The organism is Ralstonia mannitolilytica (assembly GCF_000954135.1).
Lineage (GTDB): Bacteria > Pseudomonadota > Gammaproteobacteria > Burkholderiales > Burkholderiaceae > Ralstonia > Ralstonia mannitolilytica.
This window is the reverse complement of record NZ_CP010799.1, coordinates 1,992,130-2,017,664: the sequence shown is the minus strand read 5'-3', so window position 1 is coordinate 2,017,664 and position 25,535 is coordinate 1,992,130. Positions and strand designations below refer to the sequence as shown.

Annotated in this window: 23 protein-coding genes and 3 tRNA genes; 2 read left to right on the top strand and 24 right to left on the bottom strand. The window is 64.4% G+C overall.

Going from position 1 to position 25,535, the window contains the following annotated elements; genetic code table 11:
• Positions 1-381: 381 nt before the first annotated feature.
• From TK49_RS09615 to uvrC, 8 genes are all read right to left on the bottom strand, one after another.
• Entirely contained in the window at positions 382-2,715 is a 2,334-nt protein-coding gene (locus TK49_RS09615) for a CHASE2 domain-containing protein (protein WP_045786480.1), read from the bottom strand.
• Positions 2,708-4,387 carry a FecR family protein gene (locus TK49_RS09610; RefSeq protein ID WP_045786479.1) on the bottom strand — a complete coding sequence of 560 codons (1,680 nt, stop codon included), beginning with the start codon at positions 4,385-4,387 and terminating at the stop codon, positions 2,708-2,710. Before TK49_RS09610 ends, TK49_RS09615 begins: the two co-directional genes overlap by 8 nt.
• A complete protein-coding gene (locus tag TK49_RS09605; protein ID WP_045786478.1) occupies positions 4,371-5,084 on the bottom strand; it encodes a response regulator transcription factor in 714 nt (237 codons plus the stop codon). Before TK49_RS09605 ends, TK49_RS09610 begins: the two co-directional genes overlap by 17 nt.
• A gap of 511 nt (positions 5,085-5,595) precedes the next feature.
• Positions 5,596-5,669, bottom strand: a tRNA-Cys gene (locus TK49_RS09600).
• Positions 5,670-5,762: 93 nt separating this feature from the next.
• Positions 5,763-5,838: transfer RNA gene (locus tag TK49_RS09595), tRNA-Gly, on the bottom strand.
• Between the two features lie 53 nt (positions 5,839-5,891).
• Positions 5,892-5,967, bottom strand: a tRNA-Gly gene (locus tag TK49_RS09590).
• A gap of 136 nt (positions 5,968-6,103) precedes the next feature.
• A complete protein-coding gene (gene pgsA / locus TK49_RS09585) occupies positions 6,104-6,679 on the bottom strand; it encodes a CDP-diacylglycerol--glycerol-3-phosphate 3-phosphatidyltransferase (protein WP_045786477.1) in 576 nt (191 codons plus the stop codon).
• 68 nt (positions 6,680-6,747) lie between these two features.
• Positions 6,748-8,721 (bottom strand): excinuclease ABC subunit UvrC, encoded by a 1,974-nt coding sequence (uvrC, locus tag TK49_RS09580; protein WP_045786476.1) that lies wholly within the window; start codon positions 8,719-8,721, stop codon positions 6,748-6,750.
• Positions 8,722-8,810: 89 nt separating this feature from the next.
• Here uvrC and earP point away from each other — a divergent pair, with 89 nt between their 5' ends.
• Together earP and efp are read left to right on the top strand one after the other, a co-directional pair.
• A complete protein-coding gene (gene earP / locus TK49_RS09575; protein ID WP_045786475.1) occupies positions 8,811-10,001 on the top strand; it encodes an elongation factor P maturation arginine rhamnosyltransferase EarP in 1,191 nt (396 codons plus the stop codon).
• A gap of 124 nt (positions 10,002-10,125) precedes the next feature.
• Positions 10,126-10,695 carry an elongation factor P gene (gene efp, locus TK49_RS09570; protein WP_045787830.1) on the top strand — a complete coding sequence of 190 codons (570 nt, stop codon included), beginning with the start codon at positions 10,126-10,128 and terminating at the stop codon, positions 10,693-10,695.
• Between the two features lie 69 nt (positions 10,696-10,764).
• Here the strand turns inward: efp and nagZ are convergent, their stop codons facing one another.
• The 16 genes from nagZ to acpP form a co-directional block, all read right to left on the bottom strand.
• Positions 10,765-11,814 carry a beta-N-acetylhexosaminidase gene (gene nagZ, locus TK49_RS09565; RefSeq protein WP_045786474.1) on the bottom strand — a complete coding sequence of 350 codons (1,050 nt, stop codon included), beginning with the start codon at positions 11,812-11,814 and terminating at the stop codon, positions 10,765-10,767.
• Positions 11,811-12,251 (bottom strand): holo-ACP synthase, encoded by a 441-nt coding sequence (acpS, locus tag TK49_RS09560; RefSeq protein WP_045786473.1) that lies wholly within the window; start codon positions 12,249-12,251, stop codon positions 11,811-11,813. Before acpS ends, nagZ begins: the two co-directional genes overlap by 4 nt.
• On the bottom strand, positions 12,248-13,039 hold the full coding sequence (gene pdxJ / locus TK49_RS09555; protein WP_045786472.1) for a pyridoxine 5'-phosphate synthase: 792 nt from the start codon (positions 13,037-13,039) through the stop codon (positions 12,248-12,250). Before pdxJ ends, acpS begins: the two co-directional genes overlap by 4 nt.
• Positions 13,036-13,857, bottom strand: coding sequence for a DNA repair protein RecO (gene recO / locus TK49_RS09550; protein WP_045786471.1), 822 nt, complete (start codon positions 13,855-13,857; stop codon positions 13,036-13,038). The genes pdxJ and recO overlap by 4 nt, the downstream gene beginning before the upstream one ends.
• Positions 13,858-13,893: 36 nt before the next feature.
• The gene (era, locus tag TK49_RS09545; protein ID WP_045786470.1) at positions 13,894-14,832 is read right to left on the bottom strand and encodes a GTPase Era; all 939 of its coding nucleotides are present in this window, start codon (positions 14,830-14,832) and stop codon (positions 13,894-13,896) included.
• 8 nt (positions 14,833-14,840) lie between these two features.
• Positions 14,841-15,611: a ribonuclease III gene (gene rnc, locus TK49_RS09540; RefSeq protein WP_045786469.1), complete on the bottom strand. Its 771-nt coding sequence runs from the start codon at positions 15,609-15,611 to the stop codon at positions 14,841-14,843.
• Between the two features lies 1 nt (position 15,612).
• Positions 15,613-15,981 carry a DUF4845 domain-containing protein gene (locus TK49_RS09535; protein WP_045786468.1) on the bottom strand — a complete coding sequence of 123 codons (369 nt, stop codon included), beginning with the start codon at positions 15,979-15,981 and terminating at the stop codon, positions 15,613-15,615.
• Between the two features lie 65 nt (positions 15,982-16,046).
• A complete protein-coding gene (gene lepB, locus TK49_RS09530) occupies positions 16,047-16,940 on the bottom strand; it encodes a signal peptidase I (protein WP_045786467.1) in 894 nt (297 codons plus the stop codon).
• A gap of 56 nt (positions 16,941-16,996) precedes the next feature.
• Positions 16,997-18,793 (bottom strand): translation elongation factor 4, encoded by a 1,797-nt coding sequence (lepA, locus tag TK49_RS09525; RefSeq protein WP_045786466.1) that lies wholly within the window; start codon positions 18,791-18,793, stop codon positions 16,997-16,999.
• Positions 18,794-18,966: 173 nt separating this feature from the next.
• Positions 18,967-19,272 carry a glutaredoxin family protein gene (locus TK49_RS09520; RefSeq protein ID WP_045786465.1) on the bottom strand — a complete coding sequence of 102 codons (306 nt, stop codon included), beginning with the start codon at positions 19,270-19,272 and terminating at the stop codon, positions 18,967-18,969.
• Positions 19,269-20,777, bottom strand: coding sequence for a DegQ family serine endoprotease (locus tag TK49_RS09515; protein ID WP_045786464.1), 1,509 nt, complete (start codon positions 20,775-20,777; stop codon positions 19,269-19,271). Before TK49_RS09515 ends, TK49_RS09520 begins: the two co-directional genes overlap by 4 nt.
• A gap of 79 nt (positions 20,778-20,856) precedes the next feature.
• Complete coding sequence (locus TK49_RS09510) at positions 20,857-21,963, bottom strand: MucB/RseB C-terminal domain-containing protein (protein ID WP_045787829.1); 1,107 nt, start codon at positions 21,961-21,963, stop codon at positions 20,857-20,859.
• A gap of 11 nt (positions 21,964-21,974) precedes the next feature.
• On the bottom strand, positions 21,975-22,607 hold the full coding sequence (locus TK49_RS09505; protein WP_045786463.1) for a sigma-E factor negative regulatory protein: 633 nt from the start codon (positions 22,605-22,607) through the stop codon (positions 21,975-21,977).
• Positions 22,608-22,713: 106 nt separating this feature from the next.
• Entirely contained in the window at positions 22,714-23,313 is a 600-nt protein-coding gene (rpoE, locus tag TK49_RS09500; protein WP_021195369.1) for an RNA polymerase sigma factor RpoE, read from the bottom strand.
• Between the two features lie 606 nt (positions 23,314-23,919).
• Positions 23,920-25,152, bottom strand: a complete 1,233-nt coding sequence (gene fabF / locus TK49_RS09495) for a beta-ketoacyl-ACP synthase II (protein WP_045786462.1) — start codon at positions 25,150-25,152, stop codon at positions 23,920-23,922.
• A 113-nt stretch (positions 25,153-25,265) separates the two neighbouring features.
• On the bottom strand, positions 25,266-25,505 hold the full coding sequence (acpP, locus tag TK49_RS09490) for an acyl carrier protein (RefSeq protein WP_008644813.1): 240 nt from the start codon (positions 25,503-25,505) through the stop codon (positions 25,266-25,268).
• Positions 25,506-25,535 lie beyond the last annotated feature (30 nt).

Genomic DNA, 25,535 nt, shown 5'->3' with positions numbered 1-25,535 from the left:
GTAGTCGCGCGACGGTTTGATGGCGGTGTTGCATGTCTGGAGCATCGTCAGCCTCGCTATGCCACTTGGGTTCACGCCGCCCCGCCAGCCAGGACCGCTCGCCCTGTGACGGGTTCCCGCTGCCGTGCAGAGCGCGGTGCAGTTCGGCACGAACGCGTTCGTACTCGCATTCGGTCAGAACATCGGGGGCGGTCTGGCTCAACATGCTTGGCGGCTCGGTGGATCTGTACGCCGTTTTGCCCGGACGCCATCGTCTCTCGACCGGTGTTTTTCACCAGTGCACGTTGTGCGGGTCGGCCAATGAACTGTAGGGTGGCCGCAGCGCCCAAATGCAAATGATTGAAAAAGAGAAGCGACCGAAGCCTCGCCCCAGGGCGGGTTTCAGGCGTCAGGGTGATGTGGCGCGCGCGGCAGCCACAGCGTGAAGGTCGAGCCCAGACCCGGCGCGCTCTGCACGGCAATGCGGCCGCCGTGCCGGTCCACCACGGTCTTCACGAAGACCAGGCCGAGGCCGCAGCCTGAAGGCGCATTGGGCGCGCCCTCGTGCAGCCGATGAAATGGCTGGAACAGCCGGGGCTGATCCGCCAGCGCGATGCCGGCGCCCTGGTCTGCCACGGACACCGCAAACATCGCGTCGTCCGCCGCAACCGACACCGTCACCACCGAACCCGGCGAACTGAACTTGATGGCGTTATTGAGCAGGTTCACCAGCGCGCGCACCAGCAGCCGTGGTTCGCCGCGCACGGAAGCCTCGATGTCAGCCGCCACGCGCACTTCCACCTGATGGCGATTCGCCAGCGGCCAGACCTCGTCGGCGGCATCGAGCACGAGGCCCAGCAGGTCCACGTCGACCAGCTTGAGCGCCTGCGATTCGGCGCGCGCCAAGTCGATGAACGCATCCGCCAGCTCCAGCGTGCGCGAAGACAGCTGCTCGATGCGCGAGAGCAGCACCTCGCGATCGAGCGCACGCGAACCGTCGCGCTGCAATTCGATGAGTGCCAGGATCGCGCTCTGCGGCGAGCGCATGTCGTGCGAGATGAAACGCAGCGCGTCTTCGCGGCGGCGTTCGGCTTCGCGAACCGGCGTGATATCGGCAAAGCTGACGATGATGTCGACCGGGCGCCCTGCCTCGTCGCGCAGCGCCGCTGCGTGCATCAGCATCGAGCGGCCGTCGTGCGTACGCAGCTCGACGGGCTCCAGTCCCGCGGACTTGGCGAGCCAACGCGCCCAGTAGTGCTGGCCTGCCGCCGGGTCGGGAAACGCGCGCACCAGCAGGCTTGGCAGATCACGCAGTGCGGCAGCGCGATTCTGCCCCGGCGACGGCGACTGCCCCGCCAGCTCGGCGCTGCGGCCGTTGGCCAGGCGGATCGTGCCGTCTACGGTGCAGATGACGGTGGCATCAGGCAGGCTTTCCAGCGCATCGGCCAGGTAGCGTCGCAGGGCTCGGAGCCTGTCTGTCAGCGCGGCAACGGCATCCATGTGTGCGCCCAATGTGCGGCCGGTACGGGCCAGCGGCGTGGCTTCCGCCAGCAGGCCCGGCTCACGGGTCAGGCGCTGCATCTCGCCACGCAGAAAGCGCAGCGCGGCTTCCTGCTGGCGCCAGCTCCACAGCGGATACAGCACCAGCGGCCCGACCATTGCCGCGAACGGCGGCAGCCAGCGATTGGCAAACACCAGCGCGCCGATCGAACCGACGAGCAGCACCATCGCCCCGGCCATCGACACGGCGAGCGCCATGCGCGGCGTCCACCAGCGCACGGCGCATGCCGTCATCAGCAGGGGCAGCAGCGTCATCGCCCAGAAGACGCCCGTGGACACGGGCAGGATGGCGCTGCCGTCCAGCACCGTCTGCGTGGCATTGGCGAGCACTTCCACGCCGCTCATCGTGCGCGAGGTGGGCGTCGCAAAAATGTCCGACACACCGGAGGCCGTAGCGCCGATCAACACGAGCTTGCCGGCAAACGCGTCCGCCGCCACGCGCCCGTTGAGGACGTCGAGCGCCGGCACGTGACGGAATGTACCGGCGGGCCCGGCAAAGTTCAGACGGATGTTCGCCTGGCGTGTCCAGCCCTCGGCATCGGTCTGCACGTCACGCGAGGCCGGCAGCGAAGCCGGTGGCTGGGCCGCCTGCCGTGCCAGTTGGAGTGCGAGGTGGTCGAGTACATGCTCGCGCGGCCCCTCTGCAAGGTAGACGCTTCGCACCACGCTATCGGCGTCGGCGGCCGCATTGATGTGCGCAACCGCCGCGCCGATGCCGAGAAACGGGTAGTGATACACGCGCCCCTGCTCCGTACGCTCGGGCAGCGCCGGCAAGATGACGCGCCCGGCCTGCGCGATGGCGGACGACAGCGCGCGGTCGCCTTCCGGGTGCGCAAGATCGGGCTCGATCAGGAGGATGTCCACGCCTAGGGCGCGCGGCCGCGCCTGCCCGATCCGCGCAACGAGATCGGCGAGGCGGCTGCGCGGCCACGGCCAGCGACCCACGGCATCGAGGCTCTGGTCATCAATGGCGACGATCACGATGTCGTCGCGCACCGCATGGCCGTGCAGCGTCAGCACCGTGTCATACAGCGCCGCATCAAGCCGTGCCACCACGTTCCAGCGCGCGGCGCCCAGCGTGAGCAGCACCGCCAGCGCCACGAGCACGGTCCACTCCAAGAGCGCACGCAGCCCCAGGCGGGGCGCGGGCGACGTGGCCGGTGCCGGATCAGTCATTGAGCAGCAGACTGCCGCCGCCGCTCTGCACCGGGCTGCGCGAAGAATCGCCGACGAAGCTCCCGACGTCGATGCGCTGCGGCTTGCTGTAGATCACCGACGCCGCATCGCCGAGGTCCACGCCTGTGCGGATGTAATACACGCCGGCCGGCGGCTTCGACATGGCTGCTTCGCTGCCCTCGCTGACGATATCGACGATGGGCTTGGTGAAAGTCGACTCGCTGGCCAGTTGCACGCGCGTACGTGCGCCAGAGGCCGTCAGTTCGGGCGCCAGCGCGGGCCAATGCGCATGCAGCTTGCCGTCGTTGCCCGCATTGACTGCGGCTGCTGGCACCGATTCTGGCGGAACATCCAACAGGCGAAAGCGCAGTGCGTCGCTCCACGGGCCGGTCTTGCCATCGGGTGCCACCGAGCGCACGCGCCACCACCATGTGCCTGCGCCGAGCACCTTGCTCAGGCGCACGTCGATGCCGTGCTGCCGAATGAGCGGCGATGCAAAGCTCTGCGCATCGGCGACTTCCATGTCGTAGCTCGCGGCGTCAGACACGGAGGCCCACGCGAACGCCACCTCGCCGCTGCGGTACACCTTGCCGTTGGCGGGCTCGGTCGTAAACGGCGCTTCCGGATGCAGGCGAACCGTAAAGACACGCGTGGCCGATACGCTCGTCAGGCCCAGCGCGTCGATGCTCTGGACGACGAGCGTGTAATCGCCGTCCTCATCTCCGCAGATGTTGGCGCCCGGTGCCTGGGTCGATTGATACGGGCCGAGTTCGGTCAGCGCCGAGTCCCGTGCGACGGCCGCGCGATACGCCGCCGCGCCCTTGGCGGGCTGCCACGTCGCGCGAAAGCACGGCGTCTGCACCAGTTCCGGAATGGCACCGAGCCGGGGCGCAGCCGGCAGCGCAGCACGCTGGAGCCGTCCGCCCGAAGCCTGCACGCCAAACCCGGCCTTGATGCCCTGCGCTCGTCGGCCGGCCTGTGCCGTCACCTGGCCCTCCAGCACCGAACTGGTCGACACGGAGTCGCTCGCCTGCACCCGGAAACGGGTACCGCGCACACCCGTCACCAATGCCGGCGTCGAGATTTCATACCGACCGACGCCGGTCTTCTTCGGCGCGACATTCGATTCGGCCTCGCCCTGCTTGACGTGCACGCGCACGTCGATAAGTCCGGCGTGCGCGAACGCACGCACACGCGACAGCGCGACGTGGCTGCCCGGCGGCACGGTCATGCGTGTGCCGTCGTCGAAGGCCAGCGTGACGGCGCCTTTGTCGCCCGTATCGATCTGCGCGTCTTCGGCGAGCTTCATGCCAGCTTGCAGCGGCTTGCCGTCGGAGTTCGCGTCGCGCGCAAACACCACTTGCGCCGTCGCACGCACAACGGGAATGCGATCGAACGGAATGCGCAGAATGGACCCCGGCTGCAAGCGGTACGGATCGGCCACGCGATTGCGGCGCTGCAGCACGCGCCAGCCGTCGATGCCGTCCATATAGCGCTCTGCCAGGTTGATGAGCGTATCGCCCTGCTGGACCCGATACAGGAAGTCCCTGCCGTCCGCCCCCGAAGGCTGGGCCACGGCCGCCTGCCACCCGCCCCCGAAAACGACAAACGCGCCGACAAACGCGGCGCGCCCCATCCAACCGTCCCACCGCTTGTCAGTTTGTTTCGCCATCTTCTTGCGTGGTTTCGAGCCGATAGCCATGCGAATACACCGAGACCAGGCGGACCCCATTCTTCTGGTTGAGGTCGAGCTTGAGCCGCAGCTTGGAGATATGCGTGGCCAGCGTGCGCGAATCGGGGCCGATGCTGCGCCCCCAGACGGCCTGCTCGATCAACTCGCGCGGCACCAGCTTGCCGACATTGCGGAAGAGGTACAGCGCCAGGTCAAACTCCCGCGGCGACAGATCGACCTGCACGCCATGCAGCGTCAACACACGGCCGAGCGGATCCACCGCGTACGGCCCCACGCGTATGCGCTCGAGCGACTCGCCCGTACGCGGAGCCGCCCGGCGCAGCAGCGCACCCACACGCGCGACGAGTTCTGCGCGGCGCACCGGCTTGATCACGTAGTCGTCGGCGCCGGCGGCCAGGCCGCGGACCACATCATCTTCGAGGGAGCGGTTGGTCAGGAACAGGACCGGCAACGCCGGCCCCACCGTCTGCCTGACCCAGCTGACGAGCTGGATACCGCTGATGTCCGGCAGTTGCCAGTCAAGCAGCAGCAAGTCGAACGTGCGATCGCGCAGCGCCTTGACGAAGGCATCGCCGTTGCTGAAACACTCGCATTCGTATCCGGACGAAACCAGGATCTCGCGAATCAACTGTGATTGCGCCTGGTTGTCTTCTACCGAGGCAATTCGTATCGCCATCTGGACTGCCTTTTCCCCACACCGGGCCCGGTCTTCACTACGCGGGATGCCGGCTCACTCCCTCTGTCGTTGTGATGGGGTCCCGGGCCGGCGTCGCTGTTCAACGTGCCGGCCGCCTCCGGCGCGGCACCGGCTCCCGCGCAAGACCTTTCTCCGCCCGCCGGCATGCCGACTTGGGCCCAGGTCATCCTAAAAGGACACCCCGGTCATATTGCAAACAATTGTGAAAACCGAGAGGCAACGCCATGTTTTTGTATCGTTCTATCACTTTTTGTGACGTCTGCACAGGGCGCCCTCCTACGGTGGAGCCGCCCCATTTCCCAGGCATCGATCGCCACGAACACAGGTATCCGCGACCCGCGTTGCGAAGTCGGCGACGGCCACGCTCGACCTTTCGAGTGAAAGTGGATCAGAACTGGTCCCGCGGCGAAAGGCGGAAGCGACTCCATCGCGTCCTGCATGCGTGCGCCAAAAGAAAAAGCCCCGAACCAGTCGGGGCTTTTCTGCATTCTGGAGGCGGAGGCCGGAATCGAACCGGCGTACACGGCTTTGCAGGCCGCTGCATAACCACTTTGCTACCCCGCCTTGGGGTTCAGCACCGCATTGTAGCAATTCGTGGAAAACCACGTATTGGCCGTGCCGATAAAGAAAAAGGGAAGCAAGGCTTCCCTTCGGGATTGGAGCGGGAAACGAGGCTCGAACTCGCGACCTCAACCTTGGCAAGGTTGCGCTCTACCAACTGAGCTATTCCCGCGTAACCGGTCATGCCGCCGCACCATCACCTCGGTACGGCCACACATTCAAAACTGGAGCGGGAAACGAGGCTCGAACTCGCGACCTCAACCTTGGCAAGGTTGCGCTCTACCAACTGAGCTATTCCCGCAATTTTGGCTACCAGCACTGCCGTACAACCTGTGTGCTGCCAGACCGTTTGCGTCACATCACTGCAACGCGAGAACGAGATTATGGCAAAAAAGAATCGCGCTCGTCAACAGGTTTGCGCAAGAGTTTTTGCGGGCTCATTTTGCGCGTTCGCGAATCTGCGGCCAGGCAAGCTTCATGTAATACGCCATCGACCACAGCGTGAGCACCGCCGCCACGTAGATCAGCCACGTCCCCCACACCTGCGCGTCGATCACGCCGAACAGCCGGCCTTCGAACAGCAGCAACGGGATGGCGATCATCTGGAACGTCGTCTTCAGCTTGCCGAGGAAGTTGACGGCCACGCTCTTCGAGGCGCCGATCTGCGCCATCCACTCGCGCAGCGCCGAGATGGTGATCTCGCGGCCGATGATGACCAACGCGATGACGTCGGACACACGGCCCAGCGCCAGAAGCACCAGCAATGCGGCGGCGACCATCAGCTTGTCGGCCACCGGATCGAGAAACGCGCCGAACGCCGACGTCTGGTTCCAGCGGCGTGCGAGAAAGCCGTCAAACCAATCGGTGAGGCCGGCGACGATGAAGAACACCGCGGCCGTCAGGTTCTTGGCGGGCAGCGCCATCCAGGTGTCCGGCACATAGAACACGCCCACCACCAGCGGGATCATGGCCACACGCAGCCAGGTCAGGAGGATCGGGAAGTTGAAAGGCATGGCAGATCGAGAGGACGACCGCCGCGCAGGCCTGGGCCGGCGCGGCAACGATGCGGCATTGTCGCCGATCAGTGCAGCTGACGGTAGATTTCTTCGGCCAGCGTCTGAGAGATGCCTTCAACGGAGGCCAGCTCGTCGACGCTGGCGGCCATCACGCCGCGCAGGCCGCCGAAGCGCGCCAGCAGCCGCTGCCGGCGCTTGGCGCCAATGCCTTCGATCTCTTCGAGCCGCGAGGTGTTGCGCGCCTTGGCCCGCTTGGCTCGCATGCCGGTGATGGCAAAACGGTGCGCCTCGTCGCGGATCTGCGCGACCAGCATCAGCGCCGCGCTGCCCTGCCCCAACTCCAACGAGGGGCGGCCATCGGCAAAGACCAGCGTCTCCAAGCCGACCTTGCGGCCTTCGCCCTTGGCCACGCCGACCAGCAGGCCGATGTCGAGACCCAGTTCTTCGAACACCTGGCGCGCGACTTCCACCTGCCCCTTGCCGCCGTCGATCAAGACGATATTGGGCATGTTCGGCGCGTCTTCGCCGGCCTGCTCGACGATCTTCTGATAGCGGCGCGTGAGGACCTGCCGCATGGCTGCGTAGTCGTCGCCGGGGGTGATGTCCTGGATGTTGTAGCGACGGTATTCGCTGTTCTGCATGGCGTGGCTGTGGAACACCACGCACGACGCCTGCGTGGCCTCGCCGGCGGTGTGGCTGATGTCGAAGCATTCGACGCGCAGCGCGGCCAGGTCTTCGAGATCGATGCCGATGGTCTCGGCCAATGCGCGGGTGCGCGCCTGCTGGCTGCCCTGTTCGGAGAGCCGCCGCATCAGCGAGAGCTCGGCGCCCTTCTCGGCCATCTCCAGCCAGGCGCGGCGCCCACCCTGCGGTTGACGCACGACCGAGATGCGACGCCCTGCCTGCTCGGCCAGCGCATCGATCAGCTCGGTGGCATGGATCGGGTGGCTCACCACCAGCACCGGGGGCACGAACTGGTCAAGGTAATGCTGCGCGATGAAGGCCTCCAGGATGTCGCTGGCCATGCGTTCGGTGTCGCGCGGCGCTTCGGTTGCCGCTTCGCCATCCGCTTCCACATCCACGCTGACGATGGCAGCCCCTTCTTCGACGTGCGCTGGGAAGTAGGCCTTGTCGCCCAGGTGCCGCCCCCCGCGCACCATCGCGAGGTTCACGCACGCGTGGCCGCCCTTGATCGCCACGGCCAGGATGTCGATGTCGCTAGCGTTGCCGACCTCCTCCACCGACTGCTGCTTGAGCACCGTCGACAGCGCCCCGATCTGATCGCGCACGACGGCGGCCTGCTCGAACTCGAGCGCCTCGGCATAGCGCTGCATCTTGTCCTGCAGCGTCTGCATGACCTCATCCTGACGGCCTTGCAGGAAACCGGCGGCGTTGGCGACGTCGCGGGCGTAATCCTCGGGGCTGATCGCCTGCACGCACGGGCCGCTGCAGCGGTGGATCTGGTGCAGCAGGCACGGCCGCGTGCGGTTGTTGAAGACGGTGTCTTCACACGTGCGCAGCTGAAACACCTTCTGCAGGATCTGCATGCTCTCGCGTACCGCATGCGCGCTCGGGAACGGGCCGAAGTACTGGTGCTTGCGATCCGTCGCGCCGCGGTAATACGCCATGCGCGGATACGCATGCTGCGTGAGCTTCAGATACGGGTACGACTTGTCGTCGCGAAAGAGGATGTTGTAGCGTGGCGCCAGCGCCTTGATGAGGTTGTTCTCCAGCAGCAGCGCCTCGGCCTCGCTGCGCACGACGGTGGTCTCGATGCGCGCGATCTTCGCCACCATCATGGCAATGCGCGGCGACAGCAGCGTCTTGTTGAAGTAGCTGGAGACGCGCTTCTTGAGGTCGCGCGCCTTGCCCACGTAGAGCACGTTGCCCTGCGCGTCGAAATAGCGGTACACGCCCGGCAGGTTCGGCAGGCGCGCGATGTGCGCCTTTGCATCGAATTCCGGCACATTCGCGGGCACGGCAGGCTCGACGCTCTCGGGCGTCTTGGCGGTATCGGATTGCGTGGGGTCGGACGGCATGGCGTTCGCTGGGTCAGAGGCCGTCAGTGTAGAACAAGCGGCCGACTACAATGGCGGCCGGTCACCGTCTTCGCTCTCTCGCCTGCCGCATGCGCACCATCACGTCCTGGGACATCTTCTGCCGCGTCGTCGACAACTACGGCGACATCGGCGTGTGCTGGCGCCTGGCCCGCCAGCTCGCGCAGGAGCACGGTCACACGGTCCGCCTGTGGGTCGATGATCTGCGCGCGTTCGAAAAACTCTGCCCTGCAGTGGACGTCAAGGCCGAGGCGCAGCGCGTCTCGGGGGTCGACATTCGCCATTGGGGCGACGATGCACAGGTTGCCGCACTCCTTGCCGCCGATGCACACCCTGCGCCGCATGACGTGGTGGTCGAAGCCTTCGCCTGCGCGGCGCCGGAACCCATGCTCGGGCACATGGCGGAGTTGGCCGCGCGCGGTGCTGCGCCGGTGTGGATCAACCTCGAATACCTCAGCGCGGAACAGTGGGTGTCCGAGTACCACGCGATGCAGTCGCCACATCCGCGCCTGCCGCTGGTCAAGCATTTCTTCTTTCCTGGCTTTGCGCCGAACACCGGCGGCGTGCTGCGCGAATCGCACCTCGGCGCCCAGCGCGCAGCTTTCGACGCCAGCCCGGCGGCCCACCACGCGTTATGGCATCGACTCGGGGTGGATGACCTGACGCGCGAACAGCCCGATGCGCTGCGCGTCAGCCTGTTCGCGTACTCCAATGCGGCGCTGCCGGCGCTGGTCGCCCAGTGGGAGGCATCGCCCCAGCCGGTGATCTGCCTGGTGCCCGAGGGCCTCGCCGCAACGCAGATCGCCGACCTGCTGGGCGGTACCGCGGCCAGGACCGGGGCGCGGTGGACGCGCGGCAACCTGACTGTCGCCGTCGTGCCGTTCGTTGCGCAGGAGCACTACGATCCGCTCCTGTGGGCGTGCGACATCAACTTTGTCCGCGGCGAAGATTCGTTCGTGCGCGCCCAATGGGCGCTGAAGCCGTTCGTGTGGCACATCTACCCGCAAACCGATGGCGTCCACCTGGCCAAGCTGGACGCCTTTCTGACCCGCTACACGCCGGCCCTGTCCGAGCCCGACGCGGCAACGCTGACGGCTTTCTGGCACGCCTGGAACGGCACGCCGGCCCTGCTCGACTGGAGCGGCCTGGCAGCCGCGGCCCCGCGCCTGCGCGCACGGGCCGCCACGTGGGAGCGGTCTCTCGCGCAACTTGGCGACCTCGCCGCGAATTTGGTGGCTTTCTGCGAAAAACAGGTAAAATAGCGGGCTGTTCACCATGCGGCCCCGGCTCTGACCTGGTTCGCGCGACCTGAGGGACTCGCGCGGTTGCATCGTTGCTTGGCGCGCATCGACCCCTCTTACTTTTCAGGAAGATTTAGAAATGGCCTTGAAGATCGCGCAAGAACTCCGCGCAGGCAACGTGTTCATGATCGGCAACGACGCCATGGTCGTGCTCAAGACCGAGTACAGCCGTTCGGGCCGTTCGGGCGCCGTGATCAAGATGAAATACAAGAACCTGCTGACGGGTGCAGGCAGCGAATCGGTATTCAACGCTGACGACAAGTTCGAGCAGGTCATCCTCGACAAGAAGGAAGCCGAGTACTCGTACTTCGACGGCACGCGGTATGTCTTCATGAACATGAGTACCGGCGAGCAGTACGAAGTCGACGCCGAGAACATGGGCAACGCACTGAACTACCTGCAAGACGGCATGCAGGTGGAAGTGACGCTGTACAACGACAGCCCCATCTCGGTCGAACTGCCGACCACGGTTGTCCGCGAAATCGTCTACACCGAGCCGGCCGTGAAGGGTGACACCTCGTCGGGCAAGGTGCTGAAGGCCGCACAGATCAACGACAACAAGGATTTCGTGATCCAGGTGCCGCTGTTCTGCAACACGGGCGACAAGATCGAAATCGACACGCGTACCGACGAGTACCGCAGCCGCGCCAAGTAAGACGGCGCCGCACCAACAAAAAAGGCAGCTTCGCGCTGCCTTTTTTGTTGCCTCCGGTTTGGCGTGGCGTCATGCAATGAGCCTGGCCTCGCGTAGCGTACGCAGCGCCTGCCGGTAGGCGGATTGCTGCTGCAGCTTCGCCCAGTCCTTGGCCGCCTTGCCACCAAACAACCGCCGCACGCGGCGCTGTGAAGTCTTGTCCATCTTCACGTCGAGCTCATTCAGCAGCCGATCGGCCTTGTCAGGTGCGTTGCAGATCAGCACCATGTCGCAGCCGGCGGTAAGCGCCGCGCGCGCACCGTCCACCACCGAGCCTGCGACGCTTGCGCCTTCCATGCTGAGGTCGTCGCTGAAGATCACGCCGTCGAAGTTGAAATGCGTGCGCAGCATGTCCTGCAGCCAGAAGCGCGAGAAGCCCGCCGGGTTCGGGTCCACCGCCGAGTAGATCACGTGCGCTGGCATCACCGATTGCAGACCGATGCCCATCCAGCCGTAGGGCTGGGCGTCATCCGCGAGGATCGCCTCGAGCGGGCGCTCGTCCACCGGCACGGCAATGTGCGAATCGGCCCGGACAAAGCCATGACCGGGGAAATGCTTGCCGCAGTTCGACATGCCCGCCAGTCGGAGGCCCAGCGTCAGATGATTGGCCAGCATCGTCACCACGCGCGGGTCACGGTGGAAGGCGCGGTCGCCAATCACGCTGCTGTTGCCATAGTCGAGATCCAGCACGGGCGTGAAGCTGAGGTCGATATCGCAGGCGCGCAGTTCGGCGGCGAGCACGTAGCCGCAGGCCGTGGCGGCGCGCGTGGCGGACAGCACGTCGGCATCCCACAATCGCCCGAGCGCGCCCATGGCCGGGAGGTGCGTGAAGCCGTCGGTCTTGGCACGCTGCACGCGGCCACCTTCGTGGTCGATGCAGATGAGCACGTCGTCACGTACCGCGCGGATCGCTCGCGTGAGCGCCGTCAACTGGGCGCGCGATTCAAAGTTGCGCGCGAACAGGATCACGCCGCCCGTCAGCGGGTGAGCGACGCGGCGGACGTCGTCCGGGCCCAGTTCAAGACCGGCGACATCCAGGACGATCAGGCCGGGGCGCTTCTGCTTGTTGGTTTGAGTCATGCGGTGGGTTTCGTTTGCAACTCGGCGACGGCAAAGGCGACTGCGTAGTCGCGCTCGTCCGTCACGCTGATCTGGATATGGAGGCCGTGCTGCGCGATCCAGTCGGCCAGTTCGCCGCTGTAGCGCACCACCGGCTGGCCGGAGGGCAAGTTGAGCGTCTGCACCGCGCGCCATGTCATCGGCCAGCGCATGCCAAGGCCAATGGCCTTGGACACGGCTTCCTTGGCAGCAAAGCGCGTGGCCAGAAACGCGAGGCCCCGGCGCTCAGAGCGTGCCTTGCGGGCGTGATAGACGCGCAGCTCATCGGGGCCGAGCACCTTTTCGGCAAAGCGGCCGTTGGTCCGGTGCATCACGCCTTCCACGCGCTCGATCTGGATGATGTCGGTGCCGATGCCGTAGATGGCACCGGATACCGAAGCCGCGGCCGGCGCGTTCATACCGGCACGCCTGGATGTGCCGCCGCGGGCGTCGTCGACGACAGCCGCGCCGCAACCATGATCGCCTTCATCTCGCGCACGGCGTTCTGCCAGCCGGCAAATACAGCATGCGCGACGACGGCGTGGCCGATGTTCAGTTCATGGACACCGGCAATGGCCGCGATCGGCTGCACGTTCGTGTAGTGCAGGCCGTGCCCGGCATTGACTCGGACGCCCCACCGAATGCCCTCTTCCACGGCTGTTTCGATGCGCACGAGCTCTGCCTTCACCTCGGCGGGATCTGTGGCTTCGGCGTAGCGGCCGGTGTGCAGTTCGATGACGGGCGCGCCGGCGGCGGCAGCGGCTTCGATCTGCTCCGCATCCGGATCGATGAACAGCGATACGCGGATGCCGGCGTCTGCCAGCTGCTTGCACGCCGCCTGAACCTTGGCAAAGCCGCCCACCACATCGAGACCGCCTTCAGTGGTGACTTCCTGGCGACGTTCCGGCACGAGACAGACATCTTGCGGACCGATGTCGCAGGCGATATCGAGCATCTCCTGCGTGACCGCGCACTCCAGATTCATGCGCGTGCGCAGTTGCGGGCGCAGTGCGCGGACGTCGGCGTCCTTGATGTGGCGACGGTCTTCCCGCAAATGCAGCGTGATGAGGTCGGCGCCGGCCTCTTCGGCAAGCAGCGCCGCGGCGATCGGGTCCGGGTAAGTGGTGCCGCGCGCGTTGCGCAGCGTGGCGACGTGGTCGATGTTGATGCCCAGGTCGATGACCCCCGGCGAGGCATGAAAGATCATAGTTTCTGCAAGTCGATCAGGATCTGGCGCGTCGAAAGCGGCGTGCCGTGCAAATGATAATGCAGCAGGAATCGCATCAGGCTGCGGCTCTGCTGGGCGGTCGTGGGGCGCGAGGCGTAATCGTCGCGTTCCATGTCGATCAGCGTCTGGCCGCGCAGCACGGGCCACGACGACGGATCACTCGGCAGCACGCGCCGGATGCCGCGCTCGGGGTGATAGACGTATTCGCCATCGGCCTGCACCGGTTCTCCGTCGATGCAACGGTCGAGCCGGGCGGCAAAGCCGGTCTCGCGCAACAGCACGCGCTCGAATGCACGCAGCGTAAAGGCGGCCGGCTCGCCATGGGCGAGCTTGTTGAGCGTTTCAACGTAATGCGCGAACAACACAGGGTGCCCGTCTTCGCGCGCCACGAACTTGACGAGCAATTCGTTCAGGTAGAAGCCCGAGAGCAGCCCCTCTCCGCCCAGCGGCACCATGCCGCCAACCCACTCGGCGCGCGTGAGCGTGCGTACCTCGCCGCGGCCGCTCCATGACAGCGACAGGGGCTGAAACGTCTGCAGCACTGCACGCAGCGCAGAATGCGGCCGCTTCGCACCCTTCGCAACGAGTGCCATCCGTCCGTAGTCGGGCGTGAAGACGTCGATGATCAGGCTGGTTTCACGATACGGATAGCTGTGCAGCACGAACGCCGGCTGCGCCGCCACGCGGGTCTCCGAGCGCCCGGCGGGAAAGCTCTTGCGCGGCGCGGCGCCGGCAATGCCCTCCTCGGCGAGCCATTCCGCGGCTTCATCCGGAATCGGATCGGATCGTCCCGCCATCGACTGTGTGTGGAAAACGGCTGAGGGCTCGCGCCGTTACTCGTAGCCGTAGGCGCGCAGGCCGGCCTCGTTGTCCGCCCAACCGCTCTTGACCTTGATCCAGACCTCCAGATACACCTTGCCGTCGAACAGCTTTTCCATGTCCATGCGGGCTTCGGTGGAGATCTGCTTGAGCTTGGCGCCCTTGGCGCCGATGATCATCGCCTTGTGCGCATCGCGGTCGACCAGGATGGTGACGAACACGCGCCGCAGGCGGCCTTCGGTCTCGAACTTGTCGACGACGACGGTACTGGAATACGGCAGCTCGTCGCCGGTCCAGCGGAAGACTTTTTCGCGGACGATCTCCGCGGCGAGGAAGCGCTCGCTACGGTCGGTAAGCGCTTCGGGGTCGTACATCGGCTCGCCTTCGGGCAGATAGGGCCGCACAATGCCGAGCAGGCGCAGGATGTCGTCGCGGTTCTTGGCCGACATCGGCACGATCTCCCGGAACGGAAACACCTGCGACATCTCCTGCAGGAATACGGCGACCATCTCCGCACGCGTGTAGGCATCGAGCCGGTCGACCTTGTTGACGATGAGGATGACAGGCGTCTCGCGCGGCAGCAGCGAGAGCACTTTCTCATCGTCCGGGCCATAGCGGCCGGCCTCGACCACGAACAACACCGCATCCACCGACGTAAGCGTGGACGTGACCGCCCGGTTCAGCGAACGGTTCAGCGCGGTGGCATGGCGCGTCTGGAAGCCCGGCGTATCGACGAAGACGAACTGGGCGTCATCCGTCGTCTGAATGCCCGTGATGCGGTGGCGGGTGGTCTGCGCCTTGCGCGATGTGATGCTGACTTTCTGGCCCACGAGGGCGTTCATCAGCGTGGATTTGCCGACGTTCGGTCGCCCAACGATGGCGACCATGCCGCAGCGGAACCCCTCCGGCACGCCAGACTCTGGCTGCGGAGGCTGCAATGGGGTGTCGCTCATTTACCTGATTATTCCTTCAACCTGAGAGACAACTGCGGATCGGGCGGCGTGGCCTGCTTGCGCGTCTTGCCGGTGCGCTCGGCGCGGCTGCGCTTGAGGAGCTGCGGCACGAGGCGATGCGCTTCTTCCAGGGCCAGCTTGGCCGCCGATTGTTCGGCCGCGCGGCGCGATGCCCCGCTGCCGGAGACGCGAATCTCCAGCTTCGGGATCGTGCACTCGACTTCGAATTGCTGATTATGCGCCGCGCCGTGGGTGGCGACCACCGCGTAAAGCGGAAGCGCAATCTTGTGGCCTTGCAGATACTCCTGCAGCAGCGTTTTGGCGTCCTTGCCCAGTGTGCGCGGATCGACCTGCTCCAGGATGGGGATGTACAGCTTGCGGATCAGCGTACGGGCGGCATCAAAGCCGCCGTCCAGGAAGACCGCTCCAAAGATGGCTTCCAGCGCGTCGGCAAGAATCGAAGGCCGGCGGAAACCGCCGCTTTTCAGCTCGCCCTCGCCCAGCCGCAATGCGTCCGGCAGCTGCAGCATCTGCGCGATCTCGTACAACGCCTGCTGCTTGACCAGGTTGGCCCGCACGCGCGAAAGATCGCCTTCATCCAACTTGCCAAACATGCCGTAGAGCATGTCGGCAACGGCGCAATTCAGGATCGAATCGCCAAGAAATTCCAGGCGCTCGTTGTGCATCGCGCTGTGGCTGCGATGCGTGAGCGCCTGCTGCAGCAACTCCGGTTTGCTGAAGCGGTAGCCAAGGCGTTGCTGCAATGCATCCAGACTCATGTCAACGCTGGGTCCCCGAATAGGTGATCACCAGACCGATGGGGCCGTACAGCGGCACCTCGCGCTTGTACGAGAAGCGCACCGCCTGGATCGACCCACCGCCGTCCAGCACTTCCAGATCGTCGCCCTTGATCGAGGTGATGTCGTCAATGGCGGCCTGCTTGTCGAACGCTGCCACGATGTCTTCACGCGTGGCAGCACGCTCGCGCGCCTGCTTTACGGCACGGGTGATCGCCTGGTATTCCATCAGGCTCGGAATAGACCGAACCGCCGGTAACACGAACGTGATCAGCACGATGATGCCGATCAGGATGCCAAACATGGTAATCCCGCGCGACTGGCGTTTCAGACCGGCCTGACGATTCCGCATTGCATGTCCCCCGTTGTGCAATTGCTGCGTGCTGGAATAAGCGGCGAAAAAATCACTTATCTGGATCAATGAAAGCTGCCGATCCGCTTGAGATCGCCCAGATTCATCCAGATGAAAAACGCCTTCCCGACGATGTTCTTATCCGGCACGAACCCCCAGTAACGGGAGTCCGCGCTATTGTCGCGATTATCGCCCATCATGAAATAGTGACCTGCAGGTACCTTGCAGGTGAAGCCGGCCTGATTGTAAGTGCAGTTTTCGCGGAACGGAAAATCGTCCGGGCCGGACACGTAGGCCGGGCGATCGGCATCGTTCAGGATGTTGTGGGTGACGTCGCCGAGCGTCTCCTGATACTGCTTCGAGTACGTCAGTCTTTCACCGTCGAGGTAGTCAGGCTGCGCGGCATAGGTGGCAGGCTGGCCGTTCACCGTCAGGCGCTTGTTGCTGTACGTCACGACATCACCCGGCACCCCGATCACGCGCTTGATGTAGTCCATCGATTCATCTTTCGGATAGCGGAAGACCATTACGTCGCCGCGCTGCGGCTGGTTCAGCTCCACGATCTTCTTGTTCATGATGGGCAGGCGGATCCCGTACGTGTACTTGTTGACGAGGATGAAGTCGCCGATCTGCAGCGTGGGGATCATCGAGCCCGACGGAATCTTGAACGGCTCGATCACGAACGAGCGCAGCAGAAACACCGCGGCGATCACCGGGAAGAAGCTCGCGGTGTACTCCAACCACCAGGGCTGTCGCAGCTTCTCTTCAGCCAACTGCAGGCGTGCCGTGCCGATATCGCCGGCGCCCCCATACTGCATCTGCGCCTGCGCGCGCGCATCGAATTCGGCCAGCGCGGCGGCGGCCGCTGCCTGCCGCTGGCGCTGGAACACAAGCTTGTCGGCCACCCACGCAATGCCGGTGATGATGACAAGAACAAACAGGATCAGAGCGAAGTTCATGGATGAGAGAGGCGCAGGAAGCGCTGCTTGTCTGAACGGTCCGAGCGGTGTCCGGGTTATTTTTCTTCGACCCGCAGGATGGCGAGAAACGCCTCCTGCGGAATCTCAACAGTACCGACCTGCTTCATGCGCTTCTTGCCCTCTTTCTGCTTCTCGAGGAGCTTCTTCTTGCGGGAAATATCGCCGCCATAGCACTTGGCCAGCACGTTCTTGCGCAACGCCTTGACGTTCTCGCGCGCAATCACGTTACTGCCGATGGCGGCCTGGATGGCGACGTCGTACATCTGGCGCGGGATGATCTCGCGCATCTTGGCGGCGACTTCGCGGCCACGGTAGGCGCTGTTGGAGCGGTGCACGATGATGGAAAGCGCATCGACCTTGTCGCCGTTGATGAGCATGTCGACTTTTACCACGTCGGACGGGCGGTATTCCTTGAACTCGTAGTCCATCGAGGCATACCCGCGCGATACCGACTTCAGCCGGTCGAAGAAATCGAGCACGATTTCCCCCATCGGAATCTCGTACGTGAGCTGCACCTGGCGACCGTGGTAGCTCATGTTGATCTGCGTGCCGCGCTTCTGCTCGCACAGCGTGATCACCGCGCCCACGTACTCCTGCGGCATGTACAGATTCACCGTGACGATCGGCTCGAGAATCGCCTCGATCTTGCTCGGGTCGGGCATCTTCGCCGGGTTTTCGACCTGCACTGTGGTACCGTCGCGCTGCACGACCTGGTAGACCACCGTTGGCGCGGTGGTGATCAGGTCCATGTCGAATTCGCGCTCCAGGCGCTCCTGCACGATCTCCATGTGCAGCAGGCCAAGGAAGCCGCAACGGAAGCCAAAGCCCAGCGCCTGCGACACTTCCGGCTCGAACTGCAGCGAGGCATCGTTCAGCTGCAGCTTCTCCAGCGATTCGCGCAGCGCTTCGTACTGGTTGGCCTCCACCGGATACAGGCCGGCAAACACCTGCGGCTTGACTTCCTTGAAGCCGGGCAGCGGCGCCTCGGCCTTGCGCGGCGCGACGTGGGTGATCGTGTCACCCACCTTGGCCGCCTTCAGTTCCTTGATGCCGGCGATGACGAAGCCCACCTGCCCCGCGGACAGCGACTCCCGCGTAACCGACTTCGGTGAGAACACACCCACCTGCTCCACGAGGTGTTGCGCGCCCGTCGCCATCAGCAGCACCTTGTCCTTGGCGCGCAGCGTGCCGTTGACCACACGCACCAGCATCACAACGCCAACGTAATTGTCGAACCACGAATCGATGATGAGCGCCTGCAGCGGTGCGTCGGGATCGCCCTTGGGCGCGGGCACCTTGGCGATCAGCGCTTCAAGCACGTCGGCCACGCCCACACCGGTCTTGGCGGAGCAGCGCGTCGCGTCCTGCGCGTCAATGCCGATCACATCTTCGATTTCCTGGATGGCGTTGTCCGGATCGGCCGCAGGCAGATCGATCTTGTTCAGCACCGGCACCACTTCCACGCCCAGCTCGATGGCGGTGTAGCAGTTGGCAACCGTCTGCGCCTCCACACCTTGCGACGCGTCCACGACGAGCAGCGCGCCTTCACAGGCGGACAGCGAGCGGCTGACTTCATAGCTAAAGTCGACGTGCCCGGGGGTATCGATCAGATTGAGGTTGTAGACCTTGCCGTCCTGCGCCTTGTAGGACAGCGCGGCGGTCTGCGCCTTGATGGTGATGCCGCGTTCTTTCTCGATGTCCATCGAGTCCAGCACCTGGGCTTCCATCTCGCGGTCGGAAAGCCCGCCACACAACTGGATGATGCGATCGGCCAGCGTCGATTTGCCGTGGTCGATGTGGGCGATGATCGAAAAATTGCGGATATTGTCCATCGAATGCGTCGAAAAGCGCCCATCCCGGGCGCGTGTACCGGGGCGCGAAGCGGTTCCGGCACGGCCTGCGCAAATTGACAGCGCGGGCGGAGGTATTGAGTTCCAAGCCGAGTTTGCTGCACGAACCATCGTGCACTGCAAAAATCGGCGCTAACCGGCGATTTTACCGGATTTCAGGGGGTTTCCCGCGGCTCTTTTTGCGGCGCGGCTGGGGCGGTCTGCGCGGCCAGCCACGCCTGCACGACCGGCGCGTCGAGGAAGTAATGGCAGAGTTCGTGCGCGTCGTCCGGCCGCGCGTTTGGGCCGCCAGTCATCAGCACGGGCACCCACTCGCCAAACCGGTCTTCGAGTGCGGGGTCGCTGTCCACATCCACTTCGTGCAGCACAAATGAAAAACGGCGCTGGAGTGGCTCCAGCGCGTTCTTCATGTCGTCGCACAAATGGCAATACGTGCGGCCATAGAGCGTGAGCTCAATCACTGGCCGCTACCCGAACGGGCCGTGCTGGGGCGCATCGTCACCACCTGGGTGGCGTCCCCGCGGCGGACGAACACGGCCACCATGCGGTTCTTGTCGAGCTTGGCCACCACTTCGTTGAATTGCTTCGCGCTCGTGATATCGGTGTCGCCCACACGCAGGATCAGATCGCCTGGGCGGATGCCCACCCGTGCAGCCGGGCCCTCGGCGACCTGCACCTCGACACCGGCCTTCGTCTTGAACTCGCGATGGGCGCCTTCCGACAGATCGGAGACGACCAGCCCCAGTGCGTTCGGTTTGCCCGGGCCCTGCTGGCTGTTGTCGGGTTGCGCGCCCTTATTGCGCTGGGCTACCTTGGTATCGGAGGGCAGCTCCGCCACGGTGACGGTCAGATCGCGCGTCGCGCCCTTGCGCCAGACCTGCACGGTGGCGCGGGTGCCGGGCTTCGTTTCGCCGACCTGGCGTTGCAGGTCGCCCGCCTTCTCGATGTCGCGGCCGTTGAACTTCAGGACGATGTCGCCCGCCTCGATGCCGGCCTTGTCGGCCGGACCACCTGATTCGACGTTGCCCACGTAGGCGCCGCGAGCGCGGCCGAGGCCCAGCGATTCCGCCGCGTCCTTCGGCACATTGTCGATGGCCACGCCGATGCGTCCGCGCGTCACGCGGCCTTGGGCCTTCAGCTGCTCAGCGACACGCATCGCTTCGTCGATCGGGATCGAGAACGAAATGCCCATGTAGCCGCCGCTCTGGCTGTAGATCTGGTTGTTGATACCGATGACCTCGCCACGCAGGTTGATCAGCGGCCCGCCGGAGTTGCCGGGGTTGACAGCCACATCAGACTGGATGAAGGGCAGGTAATCGCCCGTATCGCGCCCCTTGGCCGACACGATACCGGCCGTGACGGTGTTATCCAGGCCGAACGGCGAGCCAATGGCCAGCACCCACTCGCCCACGCGCACCTTGTCGGAGTCGCCCAGTTTCAGGCTGGGCAGGCCGGCCGCGTCCACCTTGACGAGCGCCACGTCGGTCCGCTTGTCCAGGCCGATGAGCCTGGCCTTGAACTCGCGTTTGTCGATCAGCGTGACATAGATCGTCTCGGCGCCCTCCACAACGTGCGCGTTGGTCAGGATGTAGCCATCGCCGGAAATGATGAAGCCGGAGCCGACACCCCGGCTCTGCTCCTCTTCTTGCTGGGGCGGTGCGTTGCGGCGCTTCTGGCCTTGCCCAGGCATTCCGGGCATCGGTACGCCAAAGAAGCGGCGGAAGAACTCCGCCATGTCGTCATCGCTCGGACCGCCTTGCATCCGCACTTTTTCGGTCGTGCGGATGTTGACCACGGCGGGGCTGACCTTCTCGACCAGATCGGCAAAGTCGGGCAAGCCATAGGTGCCGGTCGCCACGCTGCCCGTGGCGTTCTGCGCATAAGCCGGTGTCAGCGCGCTGCCAAGCGCGAGCGCGGCAGCAACGCAAAGCAGACGCAAACGGTGAACGGATCGAGCGGTACGCATGAGAGCTCCCCGAAACAAAGACACGTAGAGAAATGGCGCTGCGGAACCTGCGACGCAGCCAAGATGATGCCAGCGAACGCTATTGCGGCGCGCCGGCCGGCTTACCGGCCGCGCTGGCCGCGTTGGCGGAAACCGGTTTGTATTCCACAGCCGAGCCGAATTGCTTGATGGTAGCAAACGGCACTTCGCCGACTACCGTCAGCCAGAAGTCCCCGATGCGGCGCACCATCACATGGGTCGCACCCTGGGAGATGAAGCCTTCGCGCCGCGCACGTTTTTCAGACACGGGTTCGATGAACAGCGACAACCCGGCCAGCCCGTCGCTGAATACCACCTGCTGCACCTCGAAGCTCGGGCTGTTCTTTCCGGCGGGCGCAATATCGCCGAGCGGGCGACGCACTTCGCGGATCTTCTGGAACCCCTTGACCGGATTGCCGATCGTCCAGCCTTGCTCGGCCAGATTCGTCGGCTGCGTGACCACCTCGTACTGATTCCAGCCGCTCAGGTTCTTGAGCGCGGAGACAATCTTCTGCTTTTCCGACGGCACGCCCAAGGCAATCTGCGAAAAGGCCACCTGCTCAAGAACCTTTCCGTCCTCGCCGATCGTCTGGGCGCGCATCAGCAAACCGCTGTTGCGCTCCGCCCAGATGCGATAGGCATAGCGAAACCCATCCTTGGGATCAAGCTGGAAGACTTCGCAGTCCATGCCCGCCACCCGCTCCGGGGACAGCTGGCGCATGTCGTACTGGTCGAGCACGTCGCCATTGGTAGTGGCCAGAAGCGCAGGGAAGCTGTCCTTGTGCTCCTGCCGCTCTGTGACGACCAGCTTGACGTCATAGATGAGGTTACGAACGACATCGTTCTGCCGCAGCATCTCGCGCTGCTTGCCGTCCAGCGCCTCGATGCGCTCGAACTCGTTATTGAAGAGGTCGGCGTAATGCTGGATGCGCGTGGAATGCATGCCAGTGCCACGTTGATACGTGAGCGTGCCGACATAGTTCTGCTTGAGCGCCGCGCGATGAATCTTGGCCAGCCAGGAAGCGGCCTCCTTGCGCGGCATGGGCTCAAGTTGCTGCTGAGCCGCCGTCGCGAGCGCGGAAACACACAGGAGAAGAAAGACGGACCGACGAACGGCTTGGAGCTTGCGGGCGCCTGCCCCGGCAACGGGGTGCCACACCTTCGACATGGATGCCCGCATTATTCCTGATTGGAGTCCTGGGTGTTTGCCACCCCATTGGCCACTGCGCGCAGATATGGAACCACCATGCCGTTGGTCGCCGACTGACGATGCGCACTCAGATACTCGTCCAGGCGGGCATCGCGAATCATCGGCGTGGCATCGGCAGCAGCCAAGGTCACAGCCGGGGCATCGGCACCTTGCGCGGCCTTGGCCACCAGCGCGGGAGAGCCGTCTGCGCCATCCGCCGGGCCGCGCAACTGCGGCACGACGACCCAGCTAACGGCCGCCACCGCCGCCGCCACAGCAGTCGAGGGCACGATCCGGCGAACCCAGGCAGGGCTGACCAGGAAGCGGTGCCTCTCTTGCGCTTGCGCCCGCTGCGCCACTGCCGGCACCAGCAGATGGGGCTCGGCCTCGAGCTTGGCCGAAAACCGCTTGAGGAAGTCTTCTGAAGAACGGGTGTGGAGCAAGTCCTCCGATCGGAGCACATCGCCGATCAACTGATACTCGCGCCAGTGCACGGCGCCCTCTCCGTCCTTCGCGAGATCCACGGCAGACGACACTTCGTGCGCTGCGATTTCACCGTCCATCAACGCGGAGATGCGTTGCGCGAACTCCGCTTCTGCCGTCTGCATTTGAGCCTGACCCATTTCCCGACCCCAAAAACTCCAACGTCCAATCAACGATCCGAGAGAAGACTTCCCGAGGTTTCGCCGTTTGCAGCCATTCCGGCCGCCGGCTTTTCATATCGGCTGGCTACCACCGTTTGCCCTCCACCGTTCCAAGCAGAGGACGCAACTTCTCGGCAATCGCCTCGCGCGCCCGGAAGATGCGGGACCGGACGGTGCCGATCGGGCATTCCATCGCCTCGGCGATTTCCTCATAGCTCAGACCCTCGATCTCCCGCAGCGTAATTGCAGTGCGCAATTCCTCGGGCAGCGCTTCCATTGCACGGTTCACCGTTTCGGCGACCTGCTTGGTATGCAGCATGGAGTCCGGCGTATTGATATCCCTTAGTTGTTCACCGTCGGCAAAAGTTTCAGCCTCTTCGGTGTCGATGTCGCTGGACGATTCGGGGCGCCGGCCCTGCGTCGCCAGGTAATTCTTGGCTGTATTGACGGCGATGCGATACAGCCACGTGTAGAACGCGGATTCGCCCCGGAACTGGGGCAGTGCACGGTAGGCCTTGATAAAGGCATCCTGTGCCACATCCTCCACCTCCGCCGGGTCTCGGATCAGGCGTGAAACGAGACGGATGATCTTGCGATGGTACTTGACCACCAGCAGCTCAAACGCCCGCTTGTCGCCTTGCTGGACGCGCTCGACGAGGATCTGGTCGGCTTCGCGCTCGCTCACGGATTCTTCACCTGCAGTGTATCGCCTTGAATTTTTATGACTGGGAAACGTTGTATTTTACCTACGACACACTGCCTGCCCCAGAAGCTGCCGATGGCGGCCCGAGGCGCAACAGACTTCGCGTACGACGTAATTGCCTGGCAGCACACCATGGCGGCGACAGCACCAGGATCTGTGGGCACCACCCACCGTGGGCGACACCCATCACCAGAACGCGCTCGCCAAGCGGCCAACACCATAGCAGAAGCGCATTTCGGAGCGCTTTGCCGGTCTTCAAGCGGACCTGCCACACGGGCGTTCCCGGCTCCCCGCCTTCTTTGAGGCGGGCGCGCCACATCAGTTCCATCTCGAGCGGCGTCCGATTGACAATCAGCGGGACGCAAGCCGCCACTGCGAGACCACCAATGCAGAGCCATACGGGAAACGGCAGCGCTTCACCCCACGCGCATGCGAGCCACGCCACCACAGACAGGATCGCACTCGCCAGAGCGAATCGGCTCGCCGCAGTCAAGTGCCGATACCGCGCTGAAAAAACGAAATGCTGAACAACCAAGGGCAGATCGCTCCGCGGCAGGCAATCACCCGGTGACCGCGTGCCGAGGCGCCTTAAGGACGCTTGAACACCAGCGTGCCGTTGGTGCCGCCGAAGCCGAAATTGTTCTTCACGGCCACGTCGATCTTCATGTCACGCGCGGTGTTAGCGCAGTAATCGAGATCGCACTCCGGGTCCTGGTTGAAGATGTTGATGGTCGGCGGCGACACCTGGTGGTGAAGCGCCAGCACCGTGAACACCGACTCCAGGCCGCCCGCACCGCCCAGCAAGTGGCCGGTCATGGACTTGGTCGAGTTCACGACGACGTTCTTGGCATGGTCGCCAAAGGCGGCCTTGATGGCGTCGCTTTCGTTCTTGTCACCGAGCGGCGTGGAGGTGCCGTGCGCGTTCAGATACTGCACCTGATCGGCGTTGATGCCGGCATCACGCAGAGCTGCCACCATGCAGCGGCGCGGGCCGTCCATGTTCGGCGCCGTCATGTGGAACGCGTCACCGCTCATGCCGAAGCCCGCGACCTCGGCGTAGATTTTGGCGCCCCGCGCCTTTGCCGCCTCGTACTCTTCGAGCACCATGACGCCAGCGCCCTCGCCCAGGACGAAGCCGTCGCGATCCTTGTCCCAGGGGCGAGATGCCGTCGCCGGATCATCATTGCGGGTAGACAGCGCCCGCGCTGCGGCAAAGCCACCGATACCCAACGGCGACACCGTGGATTCTGCGCCGCCGGCCACCATCACGTCGGCATCGCCGGCCTGGATCAGGCGCGCCGCCAGGCCGATGCTGTGCAGGCCCGTCGTACACGCCGTAACGGCTGCCAGGTTCGGGCCCTTCAGGCCGAACATGATGCTCAGATGGCCCGAGATCATGTTGATGATTGAACCCGGCACGAAGAACGGTGAAATCCGGCGCGGACCACGCTCCATGTATGTGGCATGCGTGTCCTCGATCATGGGCAGACCGCCGATGCCAGACCCAACCAGCACGCCAATGCGCTCGGCATTGGCCTCGTTCACCTCCAGGCCGCTGTCCTTGAGCGCTTGCACGCCGGCAGCAATACCGTAGTGGATGAACGTATCCATCTGGCGGGCGTCCTTGGCCGAGATGTAGTCCTCGACGTTGAAACCCTTCACTTCACCAGCGAAGTGCACGGCCAGGTTGGAATGATCGAATTTGGTGACGGTGGCGATCCCGGACTTGCCGGCGACCAGATTGGCCCACCCCTCGGCGACCGAGTTTCCTACCGGAGAAACCAGCCCCAGGCCGGTTACGACGACGCGACGACGGCTCACTATGCTTTCCTGCAACTCTGTATCAGCGACAAAGGCCACAGAAAGCGCGCCACCCGGTCAAGCCGGACAACCGCCCTTTCTGTGGCCCGCGATGTCAAGAGATCGATTGACGCTTAGGCCTTGACGTGGGCGGTAGCGTAGTCGATGGCTTGCTGCACCGTGGTGATCTTTTCAGCTTCTTCGTCCGGGATTTCCATGCCGAACTCGTCTTCCAGCGCCATCACCAGCTCAACCGTATCGAGCGAATCCGCGCCCAGATCGTTCACGAACGACGATTCATTCTTGATGTCAGCTTCGGCCACGCCGAGTTGTTCCGCGACGATCTTCTTGACGCGTTGTTCGATGTTGTCCATGTAAACCCTCCAGGGAAGTATTCGACAAAA

Coding starts and splice junctions, on each gene's coding strand:
- TK49_RS09615 (WP_045786480.1), bottom strand. CDS start 2,715: ATGACTGATCCGGCACCGGCCACGTCGCCCGCGCCCCGCCTGGGGCTG.
- TK49_RS09610 (WP_045786479.1), bottom strand. CDS start 4,387: ATGGCGAAACAAACTGACAAGCGGTGGGACGGTTGGATGGGGCGCGCC.
- TK49_RS09605 (WP_045786478.1), bottom strand. CDS start 5,084: ATGGCGATACGAATTGCCTCGGTAGAAGACAACCAGGCGCAATCACAG.
- pgsA (WP_045786477.1), bottom strand. CDS start 6,679: ATGCCTTTCAACTTCCCGATCCTCCTGACCTGGCTGCGTGTGGCCATG.
- uvrC (WP_045786476.1), bottom strand. CDS start 8,721: ATGCCGTCCGACCCCACGCAATCCGATACCGCCAAGACGCCCGAGAGC.
- earP (WP_045786475.1), top strand. CDS start 8,811: ATGCGCACCATCACGTCCTGGGACATCTTCTGCCGCGTCGTCGACAAC.
- nagZ (WP_045786474.1), bottom strand. CDS start 11,814: ATGACTCAAACCAACAAGCAGAAGCGCCCCGGCCTGATCGTCCTGGAT.
- acpS (WP_045786473.1), bottom strand. CDS start 12,251: ATGAACGCGCCGGCCGCGGCTTCGGTATCCGGTGCCATCTACGGCATC.
- pdxJ (WP_045786472.1), bottom strand. CDS start 13,039: ATGATCTTTCATGCCTCGCCGGGGGTCATCGACCTGGGCATCAACATC.
- recO (WP_045786471.1), bottom strand. CDS start 13,857: ATGGCGGGACGATCCGATCCGATTCCGGATGAAGCCGCGGAATGGCTC.
- era (WP_045786470.1), bottom strand. CDS start 14,832: ATGAGCGACACCCCATTGCAGCCTCCGCAGCCAGAGTCTGGCGTGCCG.
- rnc (WP_045786469.1), bottom strand. CDS start 15,611: ATGAGTCTGGATGCATTGCAGCAACGCCTTGGCTACCGCTTCAGCAAA.
- TK49_RS09535 (WP_045786468.1), bottom strand. CDS start 15,981: ATGCGGAATCGTCAGGCCGGTCTGAAACGCCAGTCGCGCGGGATTACC.
- lepB (WP_045786467.1), bottom strand. CDS start 16,940: ATGAACTTCGCTCTGATCCTGTTTGTTCTTGTCATCATCACCGGCATT.
- lepA (WP_045786466.1), bottom strand. CDS start 18,793: ATGGACAATATCCGCAATTTTTCGATCATCGCCCACATCGACCACGGC.
- TK49_RS09515 (WP_045786464.1), bottom strand. CDS start 20,777: ATGCGTACCGCTCGATCCGTTCACCGTTTGCGTCTGCTTTGCGTTGCT.
- TK49_RS09510 (WP_045787829.1), bottom strand. CDS start 21,963: ATGTCGAAGGTGTGGCACCCCGTTGCCGGGGCAGGCGCCCGCAAGCTC.
- TK49_RS09505 (WP_045786463.1), bottom strand. CDS start 22,607: ATGGGTCAGGCTCAAATGCAGACGGCAGAAGCGGAGTTCGCGCAACGC.
- acpP (WP_008644813.1), bottom strand. CDS start 25,505: ATGGACAACATCGAACAACGCGTCAAGAAGATCGTCGCGGAACAACTC.